This is a genomic window from Aurantibacillus circumpalustris (genome assembly GCF_029625215.1).
GTDB lineage: Bacteria > Bacteroidota > Bacteroidia > B-17B0 > Aurantibacillaceae > Aurantibacillus > Aurantibacillus circumpalustris.
In genome coordinates this window covers 2810684-2823010 of record NZ_CP121197.1, presented here as the reverse complement: position 1 = coordinate 2823010, position 12327 = coordinate 2810684, and the positions used below count along the sequence as shown (strand labels likewise).

At 34.9% G+C, this 12327-nt stretch carries 11 protein-coding genes; 2 read left to right on the top strand and 9 right to left on the bottom strand.

The window, feature by feature from the left end:
• Positions 1–55 precede the first annotated feature (55 nt).
• The 5 genes from rpsJ to P2086_RS11650 all read right to left on the bottom strand — a co-directional run bounded on the left by rpsJ (position 56) and on the right by P2086_RS11650 (position 4726).
• Complete coding sequence (gene rpsJ, locus P2086_RS11670) at positions 56–361, bottom strand: 30S ribosomal protein S10 (RefSeq protein ID WP_096094046.1); 306 nt, start codon at positions 359–361, stop codon at positions 56–58.
• Positions 362–401: 40 nt separating this feature from the next.
• The gene (fusA, locus tag P2086_RS11665) at positions 402–2513 is read right to left on the bottom strand and encodes an elongation factor G (RefSeq protein ID WP_317896921.1); all 2112 of its coding nucleotides are present in this window, start codon (positions 2511–2513) and stop codon (positions 402–404) included.
• 8 nt (positions 2514–2521) lie between these two features.
• Positions 2522–2989, bottom strand: coding sequence for a 30S ribosomal protein S7 (rpsG, locus tag P2086_RS11660; protein ID WP_317896920.1), 468 nt, complete (start codon positions 2987–2989; stop codon positions 2522–2524).
• A 28-nt stretch (positions 2990–3017) separates the two neighbouring features.
• Positions 3018–3422 carry a 30S ribosomal protein S12 gene (rpsL, locus tag P2086_RS11655; protein WP_317896919.1) on the bottom strand — a complete coding sequence of 135 codons (405 nt, stop codon included), beginning with the start codon at positions 3420–3422 and terminating at the stop codon, positions 3018–3020.
• An 860-nt stretch (positions 3423–4282) separates the two neighbouring features.
• Positions 4283–4726 carry a DUF1761 domain-containing protein gene (locus tag P2086_RS11650; RefSeq protein WP_317896918.1) on the bottom strand — a complete coding sequence of 148 codons (444 nt, stop codon included), beginning with the start codon at positions 4724–4726 and terminating at the stop codon, positions 4283–4285.
• A 154-nt stretch (positions 4727–4880) separates the two neighbouring features.
• Between P2086_RS11650 and P2086_RS11645 the strand changes: the two genes are divergently transcribed.
• Positions 4881–6119, top strand: coding sequence for an ABC transporter permease (locus P2086_RS11645; protein WP_317896917.1), 1239 nt, complete (start codon positions 4881–4883; stop codon positions 6117–6119).
• Between the two features lie 249 nt (positions 6120–6368).
• Here the strand turns inward: P2086_RS11645 and P2086_RS11640 are convergent, their stop codons facing one another.
• Together P2086_RS11640 and P2086_RS11635 are read right to left on the bottom strand one after the other, a co-directional pair.
• The gene (locus tag P2086_RS11640) at positions 6369–8348 is read right to left on the bottom strand and encodes a hypothetical protein (protein WP_317896916.1); all 1980 of its coding nucleotides are present in this window, start codon (positions 8346–8348) and stop codon (positions 6369–6371) included.
• Position 8349: 1 nt separating this feature from the next.
• Positions 8350–9366, bottom strand: coding sequence for a PorP/SprF family type IX secretion system membrane protein (locus P2086_RS11635; RefSeq protein WP_317896915.1), 1017 nt, complete (start codon positions 9364–9366; stop codon positions 8350–8352).
• A gap of 239 nt (positions 9367–9605) precedes the next feature.
• On the opposite strand from P2086_RS11635, the gene P2086_RS11630 reads away from it, so the two are divergent.
• Positions 9606–10790 carry an acyl-CoA dehydrogenase family protein gene (locus P2086_RS11630; protein ID WP_317896914.1) on the top strand — a complete coding sequence of 395 codons (1185 nt, stop codon included), beginning with the start codon at positions 9606–9608 and terminating at the stop codon, positions 10788–10790.
• A 73-nt stretch (positions 10791–10863) separates the two neighbouring features.
• On the opposite strand, the gene P2086_RS11625 is transcribed toward P2086_RS11630, so the two are convergent.
• Both P2086_RS11625 and P2086_RS11620 read right to left on the bottom strand, forming a co-directional pair.
• Positions 10864–11184, bottom strand: a complete 321-nt coding sequence (locus tag P2086_RS11625) for a hypothetical protein (protein ID WP_317896913.1) — start codon at positions 11182–11184, stop codon at positions 10864–10866.
• 90 nt (positions 11185–11274) lie between these two features.
• Entirely contained in the window at positions 11275–12219 is a 945-nt protein-coding gene (locus P2086_RS11620) for a hypothetical protein (protein WP_317896912.1), read from the bottom strand.
• Positions 12220–12327 lie beyond the last annotated feature (108 nt).

The window sequence follows — 12327 nt, the reverse complement described above, 5'->3', positions numbered from 1 at the left end:
ACTTTTTTTACTATTTATTTTCTGCATTGATTTTAAGTGCAATGAACACCGAAACCTAAACTTTAATTTCTACTTCAACACCGCTAGGTAATTCTAACTTCATTAAAGCATCAACAGTTTTAGAAGATGAGCTATAAATGTCTAAAAGACGCTTATAAGCACATAACTGAAACTGATCACGCGCTTTTTTATTAACGTGTGGCGATTTTAATACCGTGAAAATACGTTTGTTTGTAGGTAAAGGAATTGGTCCGTTTACCACTGCTCCTGTAGCTTTTACAGTTTTTACGATTTTTTCTGCTGACTTGTCAACTAGGTTAAAATCGTATGATTTTAGTTTTATTCTGATTCTCTGGCTCATGTTTAAAAGAACGGCTTTTATTGTTATAGTTAGTTGTGTATTAAACTTTTTCTGCTTTACCTTTTGCTTTCGAAATTACATCTTGTGCAACGTTGTTCGGAGCTTCATTGTAATGACTGAATTCCATTGTAGAAGTAGCACGACCAGATGTTAAAGTACGTAACTGAGTTACATAACCAAACATTTCAGAAAGTGGAACTTTTGCTTTGATAACTTGTGAGTTACCTTTAGAATCCATCCCTTCAATTTGTCCACGACGACGGTTTAAGTCACCTACTACATCACCCATGTTTTGTTCAGGTGTTAAAACCTCAACTTTCATGATTGGCTCAAGTAATACAGGCTTACATTTTGGTAAAGCCTCACGGTACGCTGTTTTAGCTGCAATCTCAAAAGATAATGCGTCCGAGTCAACTGCGTGGTAAGAACCATCTGTTAACACAACTTTCATACCTACTAATGGATAACCTGCTAATACACCGTTATTTAAAGATGCTTTAAAGCCCTTTTCAACTGCTGGAATAAATTCACGAGGAATGTTACCACCAGTAATTTCATTCACAAACTGTAAATTCGTTTTCGTTGTATCAAAATCAGCGTCCATTGGACCAACTGTAAATTTAATATCGGCAAACTTACCACGACCACCTGACTGTTTTTTGTAAACTTCACGGTGTTCAACGGAGGTAGTAATTGACTCTTTATAAGCTACTTGAGGTGCGCCTTGATTAACCTCTACTTTAAATTCACGCTTTAAACGATCAACAATAATTTCTAAGTGCAACTCTCCCATTCCTGAGATAATAGTTTGACCAGAATCTTCGTCCGTTTTAACACGGAAAGTTGGATCTTCTTCAGCTAATTTATTTAAACCTACCCCTAAACGATCTAAGTCACCTTGAGTTTTAGGCTCAATAGCGATACCGATTACAGGCTCAGGGAAATTCATTGCTTCTAACACAATTGGATGCTTTTCCTCACACAAAGTATCACCAGTACGGATATCTTTAAATCCAACAACAGCTCCAATATCACCTGCCTCTAAAAATTCAACAGGATTTTGTTTGTTAGCATGCATTTGGAAAATACGAGAAATACGTTCTTTATTGCCAGAACGTGTATTTAACACGTAAGAACCTGCATCTAAACGTCCAGAATAAGCACGGATAAAACACAAACGACCAACGAATGGATCAGTTGCAATTTTAAAAGCTAAAGCTGTAAATGGATCCTTAACATCTGGTTTACGTGTAACTTCTTGCTCAGTATCAGGATTAATTCCTTTTGTCACTTCTTTATCTAAAGGACAAGGCATTAATTCCATTACTAAATCCAACATTGTTTGAACACCTTTATTTTTGAAAGATGAACCACATACCATTGGAACAATTTTATTTGCAACGCAAGCTTTACGCAATGCATCTAATACTTCTCTTTCTGTAATAGTTTCAGGAGCATCAAAGAATTTTTGCATGATGTTATCATCAAATTCTGAAACTGCTTCTAACATTTTCTCTCTCCACTCTGCAACTTCTTCTTTCATGTCTTCAGGAATCGGAACAACTTTATAAGTCATACCTTTATCTTCCTCGTTCCATACCATTCCGCGATTATTGATCAAGTCAACTACACCTACGAAAGTTTCTTCAGCACCAATTGGTAATTGCAAAGGAACGGCATTACCACCTAAAATTTCACGAGTTTGCTTAACAACGTTTAAGAAGTCAGCGCCTTGACGATCCATTTTATTAACGAAACCTAAACGGGTAACATTATAATTATCGGCTAAACGCCAGTTAGTTTCAGATTGAGGCTCAACACCATCAACAGCTGAAAATAAAAATACTAAACCATCAAGAACACGTAAAGAACGATTTACCTCAACCGTAAAATCCACGTGACCTGGAGTGTCAATGATATTAATTTTGTATTGGTTATCTCTATATTTCCAGAAACAAGTTGTAGCTGCAGAGGTAATTGTAATACCACGCTCTTGTTCCTGAGCCATCCAGTCCATTGTTGCAGCACCATCGTGTACTTCACCAATTTTGTGATTAACTCCTGTATAATAAAGAATACGCTCAGTGGTGGTAGTTTTACCAGCATCAATGTGCGCTGCGATTCCAATATTTCTTGTATAACGTAAGTCCATTTTGTAAATTAGAATCTAAAGTGTGAAAATGCTTTGTTTGCTTCTGCCATTTTATGGATATCTTCTTTCTTTTTGAATGAAGCACCTTCTTCTTTAGCAGCTGCCACGATTTCACCGGCTAATTTCTGAGCCATTGATTTTTCGTTACGTTTACGTGAATAGGATATTAACCATTTCATTGCCATTGATATTTTACGATCAGGGCGAATTTCAGTTGGAATTTGGAAAGTAGAACCACCTACACGACGTGAACGCACCTCAACCTGAGGGGTTACGTTTGCAAGGGCTTTTTTGAAAACTTCTAATCCATCTTCGCTAGTACGTTGGGCAACGATACCAATAGCGTCGTGGAAAATAGTTGAAGCGGTATTCTTTTTACCGTCGTACATTAAATTATTTAAAAAACGGGTTACCAAAGTATCATTATAAATTGGATCAGGTAACAACACGCGCTTTTTTGCTCTGGCTTTTCTCATTATTTCTACTAATTACGAATATTTACAATTATTTTTTCTTAGCCGGAGCCGCAGCAGCACCCGCTTTAGGACGTTTAGTACCATATTTCGAACGTTGTTGTTTACGTCCTTCAACACCTGCGGTGTCAAGGCTTCCACGGACAATGTGATAACGTACACCTGGTAAATCCTTTACACGACCACCACGTACCAAAACGATAGAGTGCTCTTGCAAATTATGACCTTCACCCGGAATGTAGGCAATTATCTCTTGCTTGTTCGTTAAACGAACTTTAGCCACCTTGCGCATTGCAGAGTTAGGCTTCTTAGGGGTTGTTGTGTACACTTTGGTACAAACACCACGGCGTTGTGGACATGAGTCCAAAGCGGCCGATTTGCTTTTGTTGGTCGGTTTAGTGCGACCTTTTCTTACTAATTGCGATATTGTAGGCATTTTAAATCCTTTGTATTACTTGATTTTATTGGTATTTCAGCTATATTTCCTTTTACGGGACGGCAAAGATAGGAAAATAATTTTATCCTCCAACGATTTTTACCAATTATTTTTGAATTTGTGCGTAATTATTTTTAAGAAGGCTCTTTTTTAACTCAAACTGCCTCTATGAAAGGATTTTTTTCTTTCAAATTTTGAAACTTTTCTCTTAAAAATAGGAAGGTAAAATTACGAAAAATTTGAATTAAATTGCATGGGGAAAAAATCTTAAAACCACCTTTAAGTGATTTTGTTAAAATTCAGCGTCTCTTACTGAAATTAGACATAAAACGATCAAAGCATTTATAGAATTACTCGTAATTAACTAATAAACAACACTTTAAATAAAAAAAGCGGACGCTAGTCCGCTTTTTAATGTTAGTGATTAACAAATCCCTCTAACTTCTTAAAAAATCAATCGATTTGATCAAATTTGACTTTTTCACTTCAAGATTTTTACTGAAGTTAAGGATGTTTTGCAAGGTGTTTTCACATGGTTCTGCAATCTCTAAAAAAGCATTTTTTTGTTCTCTTTTAGTATTTATTGCAGTAAAATCAAGGTCCAGAGTAAATGTTTGTGTCATAGGCTTATATTAATTTGTTTTTAGTTTATTGAATAACGCTCTAAGTTTTGATTTATTGTCTGGGTATGTAAAAAAGTTATCTACGGTTGGTACGAAATCTAAAAACATCAATCATATAACTAAAACTCTAATTTTCAGTGTTTTAAAAGCATTTTATTATAGAAAAACAGAAAGACTCAAAAAATTAAAACCCGCAACAGATTATCCATTGCAGGCTTTAAATATTTTGTTAACACATTAAGCCATATTTGCCAATATCATCGCTGCAACAAATAGGCAAAAGAAATGGTAACCTGTGTTAATCCAGAATAATTTCCATGATTTCTTTTCCCAAACAGTGCTTCCAAGATCATTAGGAAAATAAAAACCCAGCCATGTAAATATTGCAGCCATTGTTGCAACCGCTGAAGGCGATGCTGTCGAAGGCTCCAAGCCCCAGGTCACTGGATTCCAAACGGCCATGTTATGTGCAAATACATAAGCCATTAAAAAATTTCCAATAACCATAAAAACCATGCCTTTAATCATGATGGATGGATCAGGCTTCTCTTCCATATTAAAACCCATTTCTTTACCCCAGGTTTTACCAAATAACGGCGTGTACCAAAGAAAACCGAGAACAAAATTTGCAACAACTGCGATAAGAATCGCAATGTAATTAATGTGAATGTTTGGTTCCATTTTTAATGTTTTAGTTTGTTAATATGAAACTAAAATAAAGAAAAAAAAGAAAATTCAAAATTTTACTTATCAAATTACCGTTTAACCTCAATTAAAACAGTTTGTATAGTTAGCTTAAAAACCAAAAGGCTATTTCTTTATTTTTAGGCACACAATGAGCTTTCTAAAAGAAAATATTTCTATCGCTATTGATTCTATCAAAGCGAACCGTTTAAGAGCTATCATCACAATGCTTATCATTAGCATTGGTATTATGGCTTTGGTAGGTATTTTATCAGCCATTGACGCAATTAAGAATGGCATTAACGATAATTTCACGAGTATGGGTGCTAATACTTTTACTATTCGAAATGCAGATGTAAATATTCGTGTAGGTCGCAAAGGTCATAGACCTAAGACATACGAGTCTATTACGTACAAAGAAGCAGCGCGATTTAAAAAAGAATTTAATTTTCCAGCATTGACCTCTGTCTCAACCCTAGCAAGCTTTTCAGCACGATTAAAATTTGAGAATGAAAAAACCAATCCAAATATTCAGGTGTTTGGTGGCGATGAAAATTACATTCTCACCTCTGGTTACGAACTCGAAAAAGGCAGAAATTTTACACTACAAGATATTGAAGGAGGGTCTCATATAACGCTTATTGGCAAAGATGTGGAGAAAGCACTGTTCGGTGCTAAGGGAGACGCACTTCATAAATTTATTAAAATTGGTTCGGGTCGATACAAAGTGATTGGTGTGTTAAAGCCAAAAGGGAATAGCTCTGGATTTGGTGGAGATAAAATCTCAGTCATTCCGCTTAACACAGCACGGCAGTATTTTGGGAGTCCAGAGATGAGCTTTACAATAAACGTTCTTACAAAAGATATCAAACTTTTAAATTTATTATTATTTGAAGCAGAAGGTTTATTTCGAAAAATTAGAAAAATTCCGATTACTGGAAACTCTGATTTTGATATTGTAAAATCTGATAATCTGGCAACAATGCTAATTGATGATTTAGAGAAAGTTACTATGGGAGCAACCATAATTGGTTTAATAACCTTGCTTGGTGCGGCCATTGGGCTTATGAATATCATGCTTGTGAGTGTTACAGAAAGAACTCGCGAGATCGGCATACGCAAGGCAATGGGTGCAACACAAGCAATAATAAAAAATCAATTTTTAATTGAAAGCGTTGTTATCTGTGTTATGGGCGGCTTAATTGGAATTCTTTTTGGGATTATAATCGGCAATCTCATTAGCTTTGCTTTAAGCACGGGATTTTTTATTCCATGGTTTTGGATAATTGCTGGCGTTATCATTTGTATAGTTGTTGGTTTGTTAAGTGGTTATCTTCCGGCAAAGCGTGCTTCACGTTTAGATCCAATTGATAGTTTAAGATTTGAATGATCTTTTCTCTCAACACAGCGTGAGCGTTAGATCGACTCGGAGCATAGGTAAATAAACCACATAGGTACATAGTTTGCATAGGAAAATGTTTTTATTCCATCTAAGTATACATAGGATTTGAAGCTTCGCTTCAAATATTCTGGCTTCAATCTTTAGTTTTTAGTTGGCGTTAAAACAGGCAAGTGTTTTTTTTAATGAAAAACGACAAAATTTTTTGAGTAGTGTCATTGTGTGAGCAATTGAGACTTCTCACTTTCCGTAACTTATTGCAATAATTTGAATCTTCCTTTCGGATGCTGCATAAGGACTATAAACTGAATTTCGTTTATCTTTTAAATTATCGCTCACTTTACTTGCTGGTAATTCACCAACCTCAACGTATTCAAAAATAATTTTTCCCTCACCCAAATGCCCATTATTTATGTATTTATAAAATACACCGTTATTGTACTGTTTAAAAAACATTTTTAAACTACTTATCCTTCTTTTTGCAAGGTTAATATTGTATGCACTGCTTGCTAATGGACTGCAATATCCTTTCAAAGTAATTTTCACAATCTCCCCGCTTTCCAAAACTTTTTCAAGCATATTTGAGAAGCGCTTAAGATCATCTAAACCAGCTTCCAGACTATCACTAAAAAAATTAGCTATTTTATTTTTAGCAAGAGAGCGCTCCTTACCCTTTAAATCCTTAGAATATTCGAGTTCGTATTGTGGTTCTAACAATCTGTATTCACTGTAAGTTGTTTCATAATTTTTAACTGTTGTGGTATCCATACGTTTAGGGTCTGGTTCATCGTTATGAAAGTACAAAGTAAGTGGTACTAGAAGTTTTAATTGTTCTTTTACAATCAGCATCGTATCTAGCAAAATAGCAGGTTGTACTTGCATACTGTCTACTTTTAAACTAAAACGATAAATATCATTGCAGCAATTAAGTTTCGTCTCGAAGAATGAACCTTTTCTGTTACTGGATAAATAAATTCGTTTACCATCTTTACTCTCTGAATAATAAACATCGTTGTAACTACTGTTAATGTTAACACCTGCATTTACTGGTTCTTGAAATTCACCATTTACAAATTTACTTTTAAAAATATCAAATCCTCCTAAACCTTTATGCCAAGTACTACTGAAGTACAAAGTGTTTTCACTATTCACATACCAAGGCGTAATGTCATCATCTGGGGAGTTTATATTTCTTCCGGCATTGATAGGTTTTTCATATTCACCTTTGTCGTTTTTTATAGAATACCAGATGTCTAATCCGCCTTCACCACCTGGGCGATTGCTTGCAAAAAACAAAACTGTTTTCCCGTTCATTATTCCAAAATTTGGTTGTGTTGTGCTCACAGAAGCTTGATTCACAGGTTCGTTCATGCGAACAGACTGTTTCCACTTTTTATTTATCAAATTACTAGAATACAATTCGCAGGTGTAATCACTTGCATTCAAAGCTGTGCAACGAGAAACAATCATTTGCGTTTCATCTTCGTTAAAGCAAGTATTGGCGCTGTGATATACTTTCGAATTAATTAAAGTATCTAACACTTTTATTTTTTTGAATTTTTCATTTCTAATTTCTGAACGGTAAACCTTAGAGTAAGTGACCATATTCGCATATTCCCTAGCCTCTTCTGCGTCTCTGGGTTTAACATCAATAGTTCTGATGGAAGAAAAATACAGTGCGCTATCTTTTTCAAATGCACCATATTCACTTAGTTTGCTATTTACAGTACTGTTAAGATGCTCGGGCGCATCCATGATGGGGTTATTCATATATATTTGCGCCAGTTCACAAGCCTCAATTTCAATTTTTGATTTAACCGTATAGTAGTGATACTTGTCCTTTCTAAACTTAAGTTTGTAAAATTTCGCAAACCATTTTTTTGCTTCTTTATATTGTTCTTTATTTTTCAATAGCTGCCCTATCCAAAAAAATGTTAGTGGGAATCTTCTACCATTATCTATTGCGGCTGTTTTATAGTATAGTCTTAGTGCAAGATCTAAATCATAACTTAACCTGCAAGCCTCTGCAAAGGCATATTGTAATTTAAGATTTAAACTATCACTTGAGTATAATCTATTGTAATATTGACTGGCGCTGTACCAATCTTTATTTTTCTCTGCTTGCAAGGCTTGCGAACGAAGCATTGCATTTGTTTGTGACTTTGCAAGAAAACTGCACAAACAACTTAACAGAATAAAATATAACTTAATTTTCTTCATATCACATAAATACCGGACAATAGCGTTTTCTAGCGATAAAGCCTGGTTTTACCTTAATAATATAATTTATAAAAATTTCAAATCCACCTCTAAAATTTGATGCGCGATTAAAACGACTCACATTAATGTCATAAGAAATTCCACTCTGCAGCGTTTTGTTAGTATAGCCAAGTCTAAAAACTACTGCGTCTCTAGCTCTAAAACAAGCACCAGCTAAAATTGCTTTATTATCATCTCGATCGAAAAAATATTTAAATGACACGTGTGGAATTAACTCATAGTATTTTCCCTGATTAGTAAATAAGGCCTCTGCAATAATATCTGTCTTTTCAGAAATAGGAGTTGAATAACTCAAACAGTTGGTGAATTTAAAATCAAGACGGCTTGCATTATCTCCCTGATAACTTATTGATGGTGTTGTTAAATGTTGTAATCCTAAACCATAACTAAAGCGATGTTTTTCTTTATGAATATATTGCACAACAGAACCGAGGCTGATATCGGCAAAGTTTACACTCGTAAAACCAAATTGTTCACCCGTTTCTAAACTACTATTGTAAGCTAAACCATCAAACTGATTTTCAAAAGTCATTTTACTAAAATCAAACCCCACCCTACACCAACCAACATTGGCTCCAACAGTTACAATTAATGTACTATCTTGCTTTCCTAAAAAAATATAAGAACCACTTGCGTAAAGCTGAGTTGTTCCATAACGAGAATCGCCAGCTTTATCATTATTAAACATAATGCCAACTCCAATCATATCCCGCTCCAATTGTTTGGGTTTAAAGCGCTTTTCGCCGCTTATACCAAATGTTGAGTAAGAAACTGGTACACTTTGCCATTGACTCCTGTAAACGGCACCAATACGGTAATCGCCATTAAACATACCGGTATACCCAGGACTAAGATTTAAAAGCGAGGAATTAAATTGAGAAAAATGGATATCCTGACCTAAAGACTCAAAGGACATTCCAAGAGCAATGCAAAAAAATATATAATGTACAAATCTCAATTAAGTGCTATAAACAAATATAACAAAATGTTGTGAGGAATAGAAATCATTGAGGTTAAAGAAATAGATTACTTTTTTCACTTAAAAAAGCAGAGAAGGTCTATTCGCTTGCTATTAGAAATAACTTTGGAGTTTCTTTTCTTTTTATTTTGTCTTTCTCATCTATGCATTTCTGAAAATGCGGCATAATTTATTTGTTTGGGGTTTAATTGTTAAATTTGCAATTCAATTTCAAAAATATGGCAAGCGACAATTTTCAAGCACACGATTATTATTTAATGGATGAACTTTTAAGTGATGAGCATAAGTTAATACGTGAAACAGCCCGAGCATGGGTAAAAAAAGAAGTATCTCCTATCGTAGAAGATGCGTGTCAGAAAGCTGAGTTCCCGAAACAATGGATTAAAGGTTTGGCTGAGATTGGAGCATTTGGTCCATATATTCCCACAGAATATGGAGGTGCAGGATTAGATCAAATATCTTATGGTTTAATTATGCAAGAATTGGAACGTGGGGATAGTGGTTTAAGATCTACTGCATCTGTTCAAAGTTCTCTTGTAATGTTTCCAATTTATACTTATGGCAGCGAAGAGCAAAAGAAAAAATATTTACCGAAGTTGGCTAGTGGAGATATGATGGGATGTTTTGGTTTAACTGAACCTGATCATGGTAGTAATCCAAATGGTATGATTACGAATTTTAAAGATGCAGGTGACGGTAAACATGTTATTTTAAACGGTGCAAAAATGTGGATCAGCAATTCACCTTTTGCTGATATTGCAGTAGTTTGGGCGAAAGACGAAGCGGGAGATATTCGTGGTTTAGTTGTTGAGCGTGGCATGAAAGGATTTACTACTCCTGAAACCCATGGCAAATGGAGTTTAAGAGCCAGTGCAACCGGAGAATTAGTTTTTGATAATGTAAAAGTTCCGAGGGAAAATATTTTTCCAAATATAAAAGGACTTAAAGGACCGCTCGGTTGCTTGAATAGCGCTAGATATGGTATTTCATGGGGAGTTATTGGTGCTGCGATGGATTGTTACGATAGCGCATTGCGTTATAGTAAAGAACGTATTCAGTTTGGTAAACCGATAGGTGCTTTTCAATTAACTCAAAAAAAATTGGCTGAAATGATAACTGAAATTACAAAAGCTCAGTTATTAACTTGGAGATTAGGTGTTTTAAAAAACGAACACCGCGCTACTCCCGCTCAAATAAGTATGGCAAAGCGTAACAACGTTCATATGGCAATAACCATTGCGCGTGAGGCTCGTCAAATACATGGTGGAATGGGTATTACAGGTGAATATCCAATCATGCGTCACATGATGAATTTAGAAAGTGTAATAACTTATGAAGGTACACACGACATTCACTTATTGATAACAGGAATGGATGTTACGGGCTTCAACGCTTTTGGATAGGACAATTCTTTTACAATTAAAAAGCCTGATTGCTTAAGCAATCAGGCTTTTTAATTGTTTTGAGTGAAAGAATTTACTCGTAAAATTTCTCATTTTTTAGCTCGCTAACATCTCCGCTACTTACCTTGCACTTTATTCTACGTCCTGTTTTACAAGCGCATTCCGTGCAGCTGTCGGGCGTAATGTCACTAAATATTTCTATTTCAAAAACCTTTATTCCTTTCTTATCAAGATATTCAGTAATATTATTTTTTAATTTTTCATTATTAACATTCTTTTCCCATTTATCAGCGCAAAATGTCTCGTCGTAATGCAGCCACTTTACACCGCCCAACTTACCGCAGCCAGAAATTAACACAAAAATGATACTTAGAACTAAAAAAGTACGGAACATTTGCAAACCCTTAAACATAGATATAAATATAAAACTATACATTTAAATATACAAAACCAAAATAACTTTGATTCTGCAAATCAATCTGACTTAATTGTAGGCAAATACCCTCGTATTGGTATCACTCTTGTAAGACCAACTCACTTTCCAACCATAAGGACAGTCACTGGCGGTTGAATTCAGTCCTTCACTATTTACCCCATAATTGCAAATCATTGCGAAATCTTTTTCATCCACTTTTATACTAACCTCGCCTTCAGAAGGTGAAACACTTCCACAAGTACTTTTCCATACTATAGGAACATTCACTTGTGAAGTATAATTATTTCCATCTCTATTCTGTCCCCAATTTTCAAGATTATTGATCCCATTGGATACACCTAAACCCTCAATTTTACAGCTCGTAAATTTTCCCACAGAATTATAATTAAACGTCAAGCTTCTATTAATATTGAAAATAGCAGTGTTACTTTCATCAATCGTTACCTTCACTCCTGATGCAGTTTGTATTTGGATAAGGTTTGAGGCATTTAGATATTTCATCTCGTACCAGGTATTGCCTGTCTGGTTGGTCAAACTTGCGGCACCGTCAAATTGCACAGTCCTTCCGTCATTATGACTTACTTTATAATTAATAAACTCTAATTGGATTCTACATTCTTGATTTTTCCATTTTTTTATAGGGTAATCAAGTAAAGTAATTCTAATAGTGCCAGTCTTCTTCAGTCCCTTACATACAGTTCCGTTGTATTTTAATTGCAATATGCCACTATAAATCTCTAAACTATCTATATCCAAACCACACAATTCCGTTTTAGTTGAAGTTGTCGATGAAACTCCACCACGAAGAAGAGATTGTTCCATTATTGCAATATTAACATCACTCACTGCTTCGTCATTCTGTTCTTGTGATCGTCTCACATCCTCGGCAGCCTGCCCGTTTTCCTCATCGAATGCCTTTTTCTTTTTACACGCCAATGTAAACAGCAAAAGTGGAATGCAAATAAGCACAATTCTTAAATAAAATTTCTCCATACTCATGCAATATCTCAGCACTATTTAAAGCTAAAGATATAAAAAATAAAGAAATGAAATATTTAAAAATCGATTGCTAAACCTTTAAACAAAAAAAACCCGCAGAAA

Bases quoted from the DNA above. Each gene is read 5' to 3' on its own strand.
- P2086_RS11645 (WP_317896917.1), top strand. From the start codon at position 4,881: ATGAGCTTTCTAAAAGAAAATATTTCTATCGCTATTGATTCTATCAAA.
- P2086_RS11620 (WP_317896912.1), bottom strand. From the start codon at position 12,219: ATGGAGAAATTTTATTTAAGAATTGTGCTTATTTGCATTCCACTTTTG.
- P2086_RS11625 (WP_317896913.1), bottom strand. From the start codon at position 11,184: ATGTTCCGTACTTTTTTAGTTCTAAGTATCATTTTTGTGTTAATTTCT.
- P2086_RS11650 (WP_317896918.1), bottom strand. From the start codon at position 4,726: ATGGAACCAAACATTCACATTAATTACATTGCGATTCTTATCGCAGTT.
- P2086_RS11640 (WP_317896916.1), bottom strand. From the start codon at position 8,348: ATGAAGAAAATTAAGTTATATTTTATTCTGTTAAGTTGTTTGTGCAGT.
- rpsG (WP_317896920.1), bottom strand. From the start codon at position 2,989: ATGAGAAAAGCCAGAGCAAAAAAGCGCGTGTTGTTACCTGATCCAATT.
- fusA (WP_317896921.1), bottom strand. From the start codon at position 2,513: ATGGACTTACGTTATACAAGAAATATTGGAATCGCAGCGCACATTGAT.
- P2086_RS11630 (WP_317896914.1), top strand. From the start codon at position 9,606: ATGGCAAGCGACAATTTTCAAGCACACGATTATTATTTAATGGATGAA.
- rpsJ (WP_096094046.1), bottom strand. From the start codon at position 361: ATGAGCCAGAGAATCAGAATAAAACTAAAATCATACGATTTTAACCTA.
- rpsL (WP_317896919.1), bottom strand. From the start codon at position 3,422: ATGCCTACAATATCGCAATTAGTAAGAAAAGGTCGCACTAAACCGACC.